The 13,948-nt window shown below is 58.3% G+C and carries 16 protein-coding genes; 5 read left to right on the top strand and 11 right to left on the bottom strand.

What is annotated here, in order from left to right; genetic code table 11:
* The first annotated feature begins 194 nt into the window (after positions 1-194).
* Entirely contained in the window at positions 195-704 is a 510-nt protein-coding gene (locus RCCS2_RS06940; RefSeq protein WP_083791164.1) for a cold shock domain-containing protein, read from the top strand.
* A 56-nt stretch (positions 705-760) separates the two neighbouring features.
* Positions 761-1,000, top strand: a complete 240-nt coding sequence (locus RCCS2_RS06935) for a hypothetical protein (RefSeq protein ID WP_008232671.1) — start codon at positions 761-763, stop codon at positions 998-1,000.
* A 27-nt stretch (positions 1,001-1,027) separates the two neighbouring features.
* On the opposite strand, the gene RCCS2_RS06930 is transcribed toward RCCS2_RS06935, so the two are convergent.
* Both RCCS2_RS06930 and RCCS2_RS06925 read right to left on the bottom strand, forming a co-directional pair.
* Entirely contained in the window at positions 1,028-2,467 is a 1,440-nt protein-coding gene (locus RCCS2_RS06930; protein WP_008232669.1) for a mannose-1-phosphate guanylyltransferase/mannose-6-phosphate isomerase, read from the bottom strand.
* A 103-nt stretch (positions 2,468-2,570) separates the two neighbouring features.
* Entirely contained in the window at positions 2,571-3,176 is a 606-nt protein-coding gene (locus RCCS2_RS06925) for a DUF523 domain-containing protein (RefSeq protein ID WP_232204247.1), read from the bottom strand.
* Positions 3,177-3,248: 72 nt separating this feature from the next.
* On the opposite strand from RCCS2_RS06925, the gene RCCS2_RS06920 reads away from it, so the two are divergent.
* Complete coding sequence (locus RCCS2_RS06920; RefSeq protein ID WP_008232667.1) at positions 3,249-3,815, top strand: cytochrome b; 567 nt, start codon at positions 3,249-3,251, stop codon at positions 3,813-3,815.
* 36 nt (positions 3,816-3,851) lie between these two features.
* Here the strand turns inward: RCCS2_RS06920 and RCCS2_RS06915 are convergent, their stop codons facing one another.
* Positions 3,852-4,247, bottom strand: a complete 396-nt coding sequence (locus tag RCCS2_RS06915; protein WP_008232666.1) for a RidA family protein — start codon at positions 4,245-4,247, stop codon at positions 3,852-3,854.
* Between the two features lie 87 nt (positions 4,248-4,334).
* On the opposite strand from RCCS2_RS06915, the gene RCCS2_RS06910 reads away from it, so the two are divergent.
* Positions 4,335-5,063 (top strand): helix-turn-helix transcriptional regulator, encoded by a 729-nt coding sequence (locus tag RCCS2_RS06910; protein WP_008232665.1) that lies wholly within the window; start codon positions 4,335-4,337, stop codon positions 5,061-5,063.
* A gap of 83 nt (positions 5,064-5,146) precedes the next feature.
* On the opposite strand, the gene RCCS2_RS06905 is transcribed toward RCCS2_RS06910, so the two are convergent.
* Genes RCCS2_RS06905 through RCCS2_RS06880 form a run of 6 tightly spaced genes read right to left on the bottom strand, consistent with a single transcriptional unit; the run spans position 5,147 to position 10,047 of the window.
* Positions 5,147-5,974, bottom strand: coding sequence for an inositol monophosphatase family protein (locus RCCS2_RS06905; protein ID WP_008232664.1), 828 nt, complete (start codon positions 5,972-5,974; stop codon positions 5,147-5,149).
* Complete coding sequence (locus tag RCCS2_RS06900) at positions 5,964-6,926, bottom strand: zinc-dependent alcohol dehydrogenase (RefSeq protein ID WP_008232663.1); 963 nt, start codon at positions 6,924-6,926, stop codon at positions 5,964-5,966. Before RCCS2_RS06900 ends, RCCS2_RS06905 begins: the two co-directional genes overlap by 11 nt.
* A complete protein-coding gene (gene ribA, locus RCCS2_RS06895; protein WP_008232661.1) occupies positions 6,923-8,032 on the bottom strand; it encodes a GTP cyclohydrolase II in 1,110 nt (369 codons plus the stop codon). The genes RCCS2_RS06900 and ribA overlap by 4 nt, the downstream gene beginning before the upstream one ends.
* A gap of 20 nt (positions 8,033-8,052) precedes the next feature.
* Positions 8,053-8,838 carry a RibD family protein gene (locus RCCS2_RS06890; RefSeq protein WP_232204246.1) on the bottom strand — a complete coding sequence of 262 codons (786 nt, stop codon included), beginning with the start codon at positions 8,836-8,838 and terminating at the stop codon, positions 8,053-8,055.
* 49 nt (positions 8,839-8,887) lie between these two features.
* Complete coding sequence (locus tag RCCS2_RS06885; protein WP_008232657.1) at positions 8,888-9,649, bottom strand: class I SAM-dependent methyltransferase; 762 nt, start codon at positions 9,647-9,649, stop codon at positions 8,888-8,890.
* Between the two features lie 2 nt (positions 9,650-9,651).
* Entirely contained in the window at positions 9,652-10,047 is a 396-nt protein-coding gene (locus RCCS2_RS06880; RefSeq protein WP_008232656.1) for a 6-pyruvoyl trahydropterin synthase family protein, read from the bottom strand.
* Between the two features lie 88 nt (positions 10,048-10,135).
* On the opposite strand from RCCS2_RS06880, the gene RCCS2_RS06875 reads away from it, so the two are divergent.
* A complete protein-coding gene (locus RCCS2_RS06875; RefSeq protein WP_156788473.1) occupies positions 10,136-10,879 on the top strand; it encodes an endonuclease/exonuclease/phosphatase family protein in 744 nt (247 codons plus the stop codon).
* Positions 10,880-10,881: 2 nt separating this feature from the next.
* On the opposite strand, the gene RCCS2_RS06870 is transcribed toward RCCS2_RS06875, so the two are convergent.
* Together RCCS2_RS06870 and mdoH are read right to left on the bottom strand one after the other, a co-directional pair.
* A complete protein-coding gene (locus RCCS2_RS06870) occupies positions 10,882-12,381 on the bottom strand; it encodes a glucan biosynthesis protein (protein ID WP_008232653.1) in 1,500 nt (499 codons plus the stop codon).
* Positions 12,378-13,856, bottom strand: a complete 1,479-nt coding sequence (gene mdoH, locus RCCS2_RS06865; RefSeq protein ID WP_156788472.1) for a glucans biosynthesis glucosyltransferase MdoH — start codon at positions 13,854-13,856, stop codon at positions 12,378-12,380. Before mdoH ends, RCCS2_RS06870 begins: the two co-directional genes overlap by 4 nt.
* Positions 13,857-13,948: the final 92 nt, after the last annotated feature.

Genomic DNA, 13,948 nt, shown 5'->3' with positions numbered 1-13,948 from the left:
TGTCATGCAGACCGCCCTATATTTTCAATGAAATTCAATGCGTTAACCATTTTGTAACCTGTGACTCACCCTCCGTAGCCTGATTTGGGCGGCAGCGGCGGCGTATCTTCATCCTGCAACCAATCAGTGTTCACAGCCCCGGACAAATTCAGAGGCCATGGTTGCAAGTCATTTGTTAACCAGGAGATACGCATATGAATAAGCTCGCTATACCTCAGTTCGACCAATCAAGGGCGCAAACCGGAACCGTGAAATGGTTCGACGCATACCGCGGCTTTGGCTTTGTGGTCATTGACGGGATTGAGACCGACTTTCTTTTACATCAAAACATTCTGCATGGGTTCGGACGCACCAGTATTGCCGAAGGATCATCAGTTGAATTCGCCTATCAGTCTACGGAAAACGGCTTTAAGATTATCGAAATCTTCGCCATCGCCCCACCATCGCCCAGGGCCGTTCCGGACCCGCAGCTAGAACCTGATGTTGTTTTGGAAGAGCGTATTCCGGTACGGGTGAAATGGTTTGATCCCAGCAAAGGATACGGGTTCGTGAACGCGTTTGGTTGCGCAGAGGACATATTTGTCGGGGCCGCAACGCTGCGCAAATCCATGTTGGGTGATCTGCAATCGGGTGATGCGCTTTGCGTTCAGATCGCGGAAACGGAAGGGCGCAAAAGCGTTTTTTCAGTCCATGATTGGTGCTGAACGCGCCGGCAACTTCGCCTGAAAAGTCACCCCCAATTTGATAGGACACCTGAACAATGACCTATGTTGCCCCAACAGTTCTGCGCCTTTACGACCTTTACCACCTGATGCTTTGGCTGTGCCGTCATCACAGCCACGGCGCAGGCCCCGTGCCGCTAAAAGACCGGATACTAAGCAAACGCCAACGTGATCATCTGAAACTGGTATTGCGCGCGCAATGGCATGGTTTTGATCGCAATGAGACGATTTATCTGCTCAAACTATTCGACGAAACGCAAGCGACAGCACGGGACTAAGCCCTTGGTCGGGCAGCGGTGAACCCGCTAGGCCCTGCCGTACCTGTCTTCAAACCGCTCGATATCATCTTCGCCCAGATAGCTGCCAGATTGCACCTCGATCAGTTCCAACGGGATCTTGCCGGGGTTTTCAAGCGCATGGATTTCGCCCAGCGGAATATAGGTTGATTGGTTTTCCGACAGGACCAGCGTTTCGTCACCACGGGTTACCTTGGCGCAGCCACGCACCACGATCCAATGTTCAGCCCGGTGATGGTGCTTTTGCAACGACAGCTTGGCGCCGGGGTTCACGGTGATCCGCTTGACCTGATACCGATCACCCATATCCACGCTGTCATACATCCCCCAAGGTCGGTAAACGACGCGGTGATGGTCCAGTTCCGGTCGGCCCTCTGCGGTCATCTGTGCAATCAGATCTTTGATCTCTGACACCCTGTCTTTTGGCGCAACAAAGACCGCGTCTTTGGTTTCCACCACAACCGTATCCTGCAAGCCTACCGCGGTCACAAGGCGGCTGCCTGCGTTGATGTAATTGCCTGATCCATGAAGGCTCAGAACATCACCGATTTCGCAATTGCCGTCAGCGTCTTTGTCTGATGCATCCCAAAGTGCGGCCCATGACCCGATATCGCTCCAACTTGGGTCAATCGGCATGACGACAGCGTCACTGGTATATTCCATCACCGCATAATCGATCGACACATCAGGGCAGGCCAGAAACGCATCCGCGTCAAAGCGCAGAAAATCCAGATCACCTGTCTTGCCCGCAAAGGCCGCGCGGCACGCGGTCATAACATCGGGGCGGTGGGTTTCAAGTTCGGCCAAATAGCGGCTGGCACGGAACAGAAATATCCCGCTGTTCCATAAATGCGCACCTGTGGCCAGATAACGCGCGGCTGTCTCTGCGTCGGGTTTTTCAACAAAAGCCGCAACAGCCAGCGCGGGTCCCTGCCCCACCACATCACCTGTGCGGATATAGCCATAACCGGTTTCTGCACGCGACGGGCTGATCCCAAAGGTCACAAGCTGACCCGCCTGCGCAAAAGGGATGGCTGTGCGCACGGCATCGGCGAAAATGGCTGGATCAGCCATTTTGTGATCAGCGGGCATAACCAACATGACCGGATCATCCCCATGCGTCTGCGCCTGCAAAGCGGCCAGGGCAATGGCGGGGGCCGTGTTGCGCCCTGCCGGTTCAAGCAAGATCAACGCCCCATCATGACCGGCCTGACGCATCTGTTCAGCAGCCAAAAACCGTGTCTCTTCGTTACAAATCACCAGCGGGTCCGTGCAGGGCAATTCGGCAATACGCGCGACCGTCGCCTGCAACAGCGTCGTCTCGCCATCAAGGCTTAGATATTGTTTGGCATAATGTTTGCGCGATAACGGCCACAGGCGCGTACCAGACCCGCCAGCAAGGATCACAGGCAGCACGGGTGGCAGCGGGTCGTCTGACGTCTGGGGCATCAATTGCGCTCCTGCAAAGATCGGTCCGCGCGGGGATGCACGCAGCCCTCTCACTTAACATCGCTGGCAGAGACCCGACAAGAGGCGCAAAGCGCGTCAAATTTTACCTACGCAACAGCGCATCCAGTGCCGCGATTTGTGTCTCGGGCCAAACATGGACGTTTGCCTGACGCAAAGCCGCCGTGGTCGCCCCCATGCCCGGTCTGGTGACACCCGAAAATGTGCCGTCATAAATGAATGTCGATCCGCATGATGGCGACCCATCTGTCAGAACCGCATGGCGGCACTCGTACCGTTTGGCGAATGCGACAGTGTCATGTGCGGCCCGAATATAAAGCGCGGATACGTCCCTGCCGATATCCTCGACCACCTGCGCCGTGCCGGCCAGAACATCAGCACCACCGCCATCCATGCCGCAGATCTCGGCTGGGGGGCGCGGTGTTGGAAATCCGACAGCAATTTCGGGGCACAGCGGCACCAGTCGCCCTTCACACCCCCAACGCGCGATAATGTCCGCAGCATCGGTTGTCTTATCTGTCCCATTGTAACGAACAGGGCGACCAACAAGACAGGCGGATATCAAAATACGGTCCATATCAGGACGGTAAACAGTATCGGCACAGAACCCAAGCAGCAGTGCGACACGGCGGGCCTGCACTAAACCGGCACTTGCACCCGCAAGCGCCACCCTTTTTTCCGATTTTTCCACGCACAAATCATAGCTTTTGCTGTCCAACTCCCCTACGATTTCTGGCAATAAATTTAGGATATTGGACGCACGATGCCTTTAAAGAATACCAGCGCCAGTTACGGCTCTTTCACCAAACTTTTCCACTGGATCATCGTTATTCTGTTCGCCTGGCAATACGTCAGCGGCAATATCATGACAGGCATGCAGCGTGGCGATGTTGTCGTTGGGTTGGGCCAGAACGATTATTACAACTGGCACAAATCCATCGGCCTTGTGGCGTTGGCGATTGCCGTATTTCGCCTGTTGAACCGCTATGCCGGGCAATTGCCGGGATGGGCGCCGACCCTGTCCAGCGGCGAGAAAAAGACCATCCACCGCCTTGAACAGGTGCTTTATCTGGCCATGTTCGTGATGCCTGTCAGCGGTTTTATTTACGTCATGGCAGGTGGCTTTGGCGTGCTGCTTTTTGGTGAGTACAAACTGCCCGATCCAATTGGCCGGTCCGAGACCCTCGCGTTTATTGGCAAGTGGGTGCATATCGTGTCGGGCTATGTGCTGGCCGCGGCGGTGGCGGGCCACCTGTTTATCGTGCTGCGACATCAGCTGTTTATGAAAGACGGATTGCTGTACCGGATGCTGCCTGCCCGCCGGAGATAAGCCCGACAGACAGCAGTGATCCCGCATCACGCAAAGCTATGTAACAGCCGTCGCTTCAATCTCGAACAGAAGGCCCGAAATGGCCAACCGGGTCACGCCCAGTAATGTCATGGGTGGCGCGGCCTGAACCGGGCCAAAGCGCATACCCATCAAATCAAAGTTCTTCAGCGCCTCATCCACATCAGTGGCAAAGACACCAAGACGGGTGATATTGGTCAGGTCCATACCGGCCTCTGCCAGCACCGCTTCCAGATTATCCAGCGCCAAAGCAATCTGGGCACGCATGTCGCCGGGATGTTGCGGATTACCTGCGCCATCAACGGCGGTTTGCCCCGCACAGGTCAACTGCCGCGTGGCACCTGAGATAACTTCGCCTTGGTTATAACCCAGCTTCAAAGACCAGTTCCAAGGGTTCACTGCTTTACGTTCCATTTTGATCACGTCCTATTCTGTGTGTCTGAAAATGGTCTAAAACATATTAGTGCCAAATTTTGTCACTATATGTGTTAGACTGGCAAAATGAATATACGCCTTCGCCATGACACCATCGTGCGCAGCCTGCGCCGCACCGGAACATCAACCGTTGACGCACTCGCCCAAGAGGTCGGCGCATCACGCCGCACGGTGTTACGTGATATCTGCGCGCTAAGGGACGCTGGCTTTGTCATCCACTCAGAAACCGGGCCGGGCGGTGGCGTGCAGCTTGACCCGCAATCGGTGCAAACCACAGCACGACTAAACGTGACAGAGGTGTTCGCCTTGCTGATCAGTGTGGCGACAATGCGCGCGGCACAGAACCTGCCTTTTGCTGACCTTGCCGATGCGGGGCTGGCCAAGATCGAAAAAGCCCTGCCATCAGATAAGGTACGTGATCTGCGCCGCTTTCTGGATTGTCTGCATGTCGGGCAGCTGTCGCCGCTTCAGGATATTTCTAACATCGGGCCAATGGACCCTGCCCTGTTGCCGACGTTTGAAGTCGCTTTTCTTGAAAAACTGTATCTGCGGTTCCAATACACCGATGCAAAAGGCGCCCAAACCACGCGCGAGGTTGAACCACAAGCCATGCTGATCCTGCCGCCATTGTGGTATCTGGTGGCTTGGGACCCTGCGCGCAAAGATTTTCGCCACTTCCGCATGGGCCGGATCAGTCAGCCAGAATGCATTCCCGGCAAAACCTTCCGCCACCGTCACGTCCCGTTTGAGGATGATGTTTGCCCGCTAAGCGAAATGAACGGGCCACGCAGCTAAAGCTGCCTGAACGAAAGCCGCGGTCAGTGTGAAACCAGCGGTTTATTCTTCAGACCTGAGCCTCTTTATGCTGAAAACGGCCCCTAAACCTGCGCTTTGTTCAATGTCGCCGCGACCGCATCATGCAGCGCCCCGTTGCTGGCCAGAAATGACCCTGACGACAACACCGGGCGATCTACCCACAATGGGGTGAACCGCCCACCGGCTTCGGTCACGATCAACATGCCCGCGGCAATATCCCAAGGGCCAAGGTTACGTTCCCAATAAGCATCAAACCGGCCTGCCGCCACATAGGCCAGATCAAGGGCCGCCGCCCCCCAGCGCCGCAACCCGGCGGTTTGCGGCATCAACTGTTCAAGATCATCCAGACAATGGGGCAGATAGGTCGTGCGCCCACCCGCTGGGACGCCAGAGGCAACAAGCGCCGCGCCAATAGGCACTGCCGCGCTCACGGTGATTTTGCGCCCATTCAGATAGGCCCCGGCACCTTTTTCGGCGCAAAACATCTCGGCTTTCACGGGATCATAGATCAAGGCGACAAGCGGTTCATCCACCTTGAACAGCGCAATGGACACCGCCCAATGCGGCAATCCTTTGAGAAAATTCGTGGTGCCGTCCAGCGGATCAACGATCCAACGCAACCCGTCCGCCCGGCTGGCCCGTTCTTGGGTTTCCTCACCCAGCCAACCGTAATCGGGAAAGGCCTGCATAAGATGATCAAAGATCACCTTTTCGGCCTGCACATCCGCCTCACTGACGAAATCACCGGCGGTCTTTTCGGTCACCGTCAGCCCCGTCAACCGCTCTGACGCGGCCAGCAAACCTTGCCCCGCCAACAGGGCCGCTTCTGCCATGATGCAAAGCGTGTTTGACGCGGCCTGTGGCAGAAACTGCTGTGCGTCAGTCGTCATAGCGCACACGGTGGCATAGTGTAGCGGGGTCGCGCAGGATCCGGTCGTAAACACCGGGCAGATCACCAAACGTCGTCTCGCCCGAGATCAGGGTATCAAGCGCCGGATCATTCAACAGTGTCAAAGCCTTGGCCAATCTGCGCCCATAATCCCAGCGCGCCGCATGTCCAGCAGGGATGCGGCCCACTTGAGAGCTGATAATCCGCAATCTGCGCTGATGAAACCGCCCGCCCAGTGGCACTTCGGTGCTTTGCGCGCCGTACCAACTGGCCTCAACCACTGTTGCCTCTATCCCCGCCACAGCAATCGCCAGCGCCAGACCCGCCGCACTGGCGGCTGCATGTATCACGACATCAGCGTCCTTTGGTGCGGTATCAGGGCGCGAAAACCCACAACCCAGTGTCGCGGCAAGTGCAGCACGGCCAGGATCAATATCAACCAACGTTACCTCGGTGCCCGGCACCCTTGCGGCCAGATACCCCACCAACGCACCAACCACACCGCAACCCACGACAACAACACGGTCGCCCACACTGACCCCCGCATCCCACATGATGTTCACAGCCGTTTCCATATTCGCTGCCAGCACGGCACGCGCGGCAGGAACATGCGCTGGAAGGGTCAACGCCATATGGGCGGGTACGGCAAAGCTGGTTTGATGGGGAAACAGGCTGAACACAACCTCGCCCCGGCGGGCGCCATTTTGCACCTCGCCTATAGCGGCATAACCGTATTTCACCGGAAAGGTGAAATCACCTTCCTGAAAGGGCGCGCGCATACTGGCGTGTTCGGATGCAGGCACATGGCCCTGATAAACAAGCCGCTCTGTTCCGCGGCTGATACCGGTGAACAGGGTCTTGACCTCTACATCGCCCTCGCCAGCGTGATAAGATGTGTCGCAGGATGCCGCCTGTTGTGCACCCGTGATCCACAGCGCACGCGCGATGGTCATAGGCTGTGGCCCGATTTCAGCGCTTTCACAGACAGATAGTCGTGATTGTGCTGGTTGCGCCCAACGCGCAGGGGCAATTGTTCAACCACGGTGATATCGCTGTCATGAAAGGTCTGCACCTTGGCTGGATTGTTCGTCAAAAGCCGGATCGCAGAGAAACCCAATGTGCGCAGCATCACAGCCGCCACACGGAAATCACGTTCATCATCGTCATACCCCAAACGGTGGTTCGCCTCGACCGTATCAAGGCCCTGCGACTGCAAATCATAGACGCGCATCTTGTTGGCCAACCCGATACCGCGGCCTTCTTGGTTCAGGTAAAGCAGCACGCCTGCGCCTTCCTGCCCCATCCGGGCCATCGCCGCGCGCAGTTGCGGGCCGCAATCGCATTTCAGGCTACCCAGCACATCACCGGTAAAACAGGCGGAATGCACACGCGACAGGACAGGTTGGTTGCGGTCCGGCGTGCCAATTTCAACCGCGTAATGTTCTTTGCTGCCATCGGGGTCACGGAAAATATGTAGACGGCCCAGATCATGCGCTTCCAAAGGCAGCGCCGCCGCAGACACCTGCGCCAGCACGGGCGGGATCAAGAGGGCCTCCAACGCTTCATCCGCGACAAGCGTGGCAAGAGACAGATCATCAATGCGAGCGTCATCGGTCACAGGGAACATCGCAACCGCTGGCAATAGCTCTGCCAGTTTGACCAATTTGATCGACAGGCGGTGCAAAGGTGTTTGGACAGTGCGGATCATATGCAGCGGTCCCGCAAGGCGGCGGCCCGCATCAAACTGCGTATCAGCCAGATCCTTGAACCATGCCAGACCGGCAGGCGCTGGTGGTTGCAAACGCACCACCGGATCGCTGATATCCAGAACGGCGGGCATAATCGCCTGCGCGCGCTGTGCTGTCAGGATCAGCTCTGGCGTGCCCAACCGCTGACACAGGGCATCAAACCGCGGCTGCGACAGCGTTTCCACCGCCACAACAACAGCACGGATGCCCTGATGCCTCAGCAGGCAGGGCAGGCCCATCGCCAGATCGCCACGCGCCCGGGCAAGACGCTCGGGCAGGGTCGGCAAAAGACAGTCAGATGTAATATGCATGGTGGCAGTCTCGTTTCTGGTCAAAGGCCGGAGCCTAGAGGGGTCAACATCGCATTGGTGCAGCGTGTGGCAACGATAGGCAGCACGTCAGCGGGGCTAAGTGCGCAATCAAACAAGACATCGCTGCCAAGGTTGTAGACATCCGTTTTCGGGCGGCGCGCCTCTGCCAGCGTGCCAATCGGTGCGGTCGTCAGGCTTTGTGGCCCGGACCCGATCAGCAAGGGCGCTATCGCCAGATGCAAACGGTTCAACAGATCCGCCTCAAGGAATTGGGTGATCGTGATCCCACCGCCTTCAATCAGGATGCTTTTGAAACCGCGCTCTTGCAGGGCGCCTAGAATATCTTCGGGGGCAATCCATGACGCACGCGACAACGTGATCGCCTCAACCCCGGCTGGGCGTTCCTTGGCGACCGCCTGAATAACAATGCGGCGGGCCGAGGTATCGGTCAGCAGCCGCGCATCGTTGGGCAAACGCCCATCGGGGTCAATCACCACGCGCGCCGGGCTGGTGCCATCGGCCAGACGAACAGTCAGTTGCGGATCATCGTGCAGCGCAGTTTTGACCCCGATCACCACCGCATCGGCCAAGGCGCGCAGCCGGTGCAAATGCGCCAACCCGTCCTCGCCGGATACATCCTGTGCATCGCCTGTTTCGGTCGCGATACGCCCATCCAAAGACTGGCCGATCTGGGCAAACACCTGACAGGTCGCCGTGGGCTGTGCCAAGGCGCCATAAAGGGCCAGCGCCTGCGCCTCGCCCTCGGTCCAATCGCCACAACACAGACAGGCCGCACCCGTTTTCACGTCAAGAATCCTTTCCCATACTTTGTGGGTTACGTCCACGTGCTGCATTTTATTCCCCCAATCCACGCGGTACGGCAAAAATATCGGTATGCCCGATATATCCAGCCGTCTGCGCCACACTCGCCCGGCGGTCTGCGGTCCAGGCCTGCGCTTGCGCAAAGCCCGCCTCTGCCGCCGCCGCGCCAATCCCCATCAGTAATTCGTCGTGCAACGGGGCGGCGGCACCGTTCAGCTGCCATGGGCTGTCGCCCAAATGCACGTCAAAACCATGTTTAGTCAGCACATCGGCCGCCGCCTTTGCTGCCGTTGGCCCCAATGCGGGACCTATGCCTTTATCGGTGCGCTGATGCGCGTTGAACGCATCCGTCACATCTGCATCCGCTTCGTGTGGTGGCGACCAATGCATCTTACCATTGTAATTCAGTGCCGCATAAAACGGGACGCCCGCGCTTTGCAGTTTACGCGCCAGCGCCGTGATCCATGCCAATGGCATCAAATCCAATAACGCAGAGGCCGTGACGAGACCAACATCGTCTAAAGACAGCTTATCAATATCGCGCAGATCAAAAAACACCTGCTCTGACCCCGGATGCTGTGCTTGCGCGATATCCAGCAGCGCCGCATCGCCATCAACAAACCGCCATTTGCAGCCTGCATCGCCAAAGGCGCGCGCGGTTGATCCTGTGCCACTGCCCAGATCAACGACGACCTGACCGCGCGCGCAAGCCACGGCCTGCGCCAGCAGACCTGCATCGCGCGACGCGTGATCCACAGGTTCGCGCAAGGCCAGCCAGTCAGGTGAAAACCCCATCGCTAGATATCCGCCTCGTACCACCCACGGGCGACGTGGCTTTCCTCAAGCGATACTTTGATACGGCACACCCGGCCATTATCACCCAAACCGGTGGTCTTGGCCGTCTCGCGAAGTTGCTGCCAAATATGATGGCACAAAAACTCTGTCGTGGTGATCTTGCCTTTGAAGGCCGGCACCTCGTCAAGGTTGGCGTATTTCAGCGGCTTCAGCGCATCGGCCAAAGCCTCAAGTGCCAGCCCCATATCAACAACCAATCCGTTCTCATCCAGATCTTTGGTATAGAACGCCGCATCCACGACAAAGGTCGCGCCATGCATGCCTTGCGCCGGGCCAAACACAGGCGATGGCAAGGAATGGGCGATCATCACGTGATCACGTACTTCAACTGCAAACATTTATTTCCCCAATCGTATCGATATTTTTGAAGTTAAGACTATCGTTTCTGTGGTCCAGCATCAGGACCCAACCCGCAAAGGCCAGATATTGCCCGATAACCATCAAGAGTTTACCTGCCTCAGCTGGAACATTCACCGCTGCCGCGGCAATGACGGGCGCATTGACCCGGCCCGCACGCTGGCCACCTTGCGCGACGACATGCCGGTGGGCGCGATTGACGCCCTGATCCTGCAAGAGGCCGATGAAGAGGTGCCACCGCACAGCGGCCTGTTGGATATCGCAGCGGTCGAGGCGGCCACCGGGCTGCGCTATCTGCATACTGACCCCGCGCATCGCTGGTCGGATGGCAGCCATGGTTTTCTGGGCACGATCATGTTCACACGCCCCGAGATTGCGGTCGAAAGCATCACCTTGCTTGATCTGCCGGGGCGTTGCCATCGCGGGGCGGTCATCGCTGATCTGACGCGCAACGGCCAAGAGTTCCGCCTTGTCGGTATGCATCTGTCGCTGATGCAAACCTTGCGCTGGGCGCAGCTGCGCACGATCTGTCAGTTCATGTTCCGCAAACCGCGCCAACCCGCCATCCTGATGGGTGATCTGAACGAATGGCGGCCATGGGGCGGTCTGGCTTTGTCGAAACGTTTTCTTGGTGCGGAGCTGCGCGGACCGGCCAAAGCGACCTTTCCGATCAACAGGCCCATGCTGCCGCTTGACCGCGTGCTGACCACAGCACCCGCGCACGTCAGCGCCACGCAGGTGCTTGACGGTCCCGGCATCCGCATGACCTCTGATCACAGGCCGCTGCTCGCGCATATCAGTCTGGGCGGCTGACATCACACCCCCCCATCGCGCGCGCGCGTCCAGCGGTGCAGCCAGACAGGGCTAAGCGGTGTTTCATCCGCCGCACGCACACTCAGCCTGATTTCAGCGACATCCGTATCACCGGGCGCGAACAAAAACGTCACCCGCGTCGCAGTGCCATCCGGCAGTGGAAACGCACTGATCCCCAGCACTTCGGCCCCGTCGCTGGCGGAAATTACAGGCTGCGCGCCGTCATCCACCGTGGCCACATCCACCACAAAACGGCGATGGCCGGGGCGGTCATGTTCACGCCCGCTGCGCCCTTGCACAAAAGGGGCCAGATCGCCCACATCCGGCGCGGACAGCGTCCAGTTTAGCTTATAGGCATAACGATATTCTTTTCCGGCCAGCAGCGGATCCTGCGGTCGCCAGAACGCCACGATATTGTCCAGAAATTCGGTCTGTGTGGGCAGTTCCACCAGCATCACAGCACCGGGGCCCCACGGTTCCAACGGCTCAACAGTGGCCGAAGGACGGTCATGATAACGCGCCTCTGTATCCTGATAATCATCGTAATTGCGGGGCAATTGATAAAGCCCAAACCGCCCCGGTGCGTCATCAACAAAGGCAGAGGTTTCCACATTGCGCGGGTTCGCGATAGGCCGCCAAATCTGCTCGCCCGCACCATTTTCAATCACCAGCACATCGCTGTCATGCACGCGCGGGCGGAAATCATCAGACACCACCGCCAGCATCGGCCCTTTCAGGTACATCGACGTGAGCGGGGCAATCCCGATATCGGCGATATCGACGCGGGGGAAAATCGTCGTTGTGATCTCCATCTGCGTATCCACACCGGGGCGCAACACCATATCCAAATGACCCGTCAACGACGGGCTGTCGATTACGCCTTCAATGCGGACAGTCTCACCCTCCGCCGGGTGCAGGCGCAGGTGCACAAAACGCGGAAACTCTTCTGGTCCATCGCCGCCGGTGCCAAGGGCGATGGTGCGTGCGGACAGCCCATAAACCATCGCCGCGCCAATCGCGCGGAAATAACTGGCCCCTTGCATGACAAGCACTTCGTCCATGCGGCCGGGTGCATTCAGCGGATAACGCAGGCGCATGCCCGAAAACCCCGCACCGGGGCTGGTGTCCGGCACATCATCAAAATAGCGGGTGTCGAAATCAAACAACGCCGGGCTGAACGCGATCTCGCGCAGACCCTCTGGCGTGACCTTGTCCACCTTGATCGGGTCAGGAAAATACAGGCCCGGCGGCAACAGATCGACCGCGAAATGGTCACCATGTGGCAATTGCGCGGACTGCCCCACCAAAGGGCGGATACCGCGATACGCGTTATAATCCAGCCCTGCAAAAGGCGGCGCAAGCGGGGTTGTATTCGGCGTGTAAGGCTGCTGCTGCATGGCTTTTGCCATGTCCAGCAAGCTGCCAACAGGCTGCGCAATCGTGGGCATTGCGACGACCACGGCAAGGACCGCTGTCCCCATCAGCAAATCACGGCGTTTCATGCCGGTTCCCTGTTCAGCAACGGCATCAGCACGGGCGCAATGATCAATGGCACAATGACAGGGGCCAGCCAAAGCGCACTTGTCGTCGGGTTGGCCAATGCGAGGGCAAGGATCACAATACCAACCACTGCTTCGGGCCAGCCCGTGGGCAAGCCGATGCGTGCTTTGCGCCCTGATTTCCAACCGCAGTCTTGCCCCATCAAAATCGCCCCGACAGAGGCCGCGTGGCGCAGTGAAATCAAAGGCCCGACCAAGGTGGATAACGCGAACTCTGACAGCCACGCCCGTATGATCACACGGCGGCGCCACATCGTGCGGGCGCGGGGCAAAAGGTCAATCAAGGCGCACAGTTTGGGCACCAGCAAGACAACGGCGACCAATACGATTGACGCATAATTGCTGACCGAAATCGCCCCAAGGCTAAGCAGTAGCAACACCAACAGCCAGATCGGTGCGGACAGATAGCTGAACGCACCCGTGACCAGATGCAAACGGCTGATCGGGTGCAGGCCCGGTGTGTTCCACACCCGCAGATGCTGTAAATTGCCCTGACACCAGCGGCGGTCGCGGCGAAAGAATGCGTGCAAGGTTTGTGGCGCATCTTCGGCACTGCCGCGCATATCGGGGGCCAGTTCAATGTCCCATCCTGCACGGCGCATCCACGCGGCCTCAACAAAATCATGGCTCAACAGATCACCGCCAAAGGGGGCTTGCCCCGACAGGCGCGGCAATGCCGCCGCCGACCGGAACGCGGCTACGCGCATGATGGCATTATGACCCCAGTAATTACCCGCCTTGCCTGACCACGCGGCAAAACCACGGCCAAACGCAGGCCCCAGCAAGCGCGATGAAATCCGCTGATGCCGACCAAAACGCGTCCGTCCCGGGATCAGCGCAATCGCGGCTTGCAGCAAACCGGTGTCAGGGCGGCTTTCCAATTGCCAGATCAGTTGCTTGATGCTGTCTGGCGTCATCCGGCTATCGGCGTCTTTGACGACCATATAGTCAAAATCACTGCCATGACTGTCCAGCCAATCAGCAATATTACCGGGCTTCTTGTTGGTATTCTCAACCCGGCGGCGATACACGATGCGCCCCTGCGCTATCAGGTCGGCAAGTGCTGCTTCCTCTGCCGCGATCTGCGGGGCGGCGGATGTATCGGACAGCACAAAAACAGTTGTTTCCGAACCCAGACCAACAGCGCCCAAACCACGGGTAAAGTGGTTCAGATATGCGGCCAGCGGCCCCGCATCTTCGCCACATAAGGCAACAAGGACCGCTGTTTTCCCCTTGGGCACCCAATGCTTTGGTGGCGCGGTATGAACGGCGCTGGGCGTAAACAACCCTAGCAAAGCCGTCGCAGCGCCCCCCGAAATCCATAACGCATTCACCAGGATCAACGCAGCAACCACAACAGTAAGCGCTGTCCACTCATCCACAGCGCTTGCAAAGGCCGCAACGATCAAGACAGACATAGCAACGCTCACGCCAATGAATGGCGCAAGGCCTGCACCCGCGATCGGCGTCCCACGCACAGCCCGTCCGCGCCAAAATTGGCCGAACCGCT

The organism is Roseobacter sp. CCS2, assembly GCF_000169435.1.
GTDB lineage: Bacteria > Pseudomonadota > Alphaproteobacteria > Rhodobacterales > Rhodobacteraceae > Yoonia.
The sequence above is the reverse complement of the archived record's forward strand: the minus strand, read 5'-3'. Positions and strand labels throughout refer to the sequence as shown.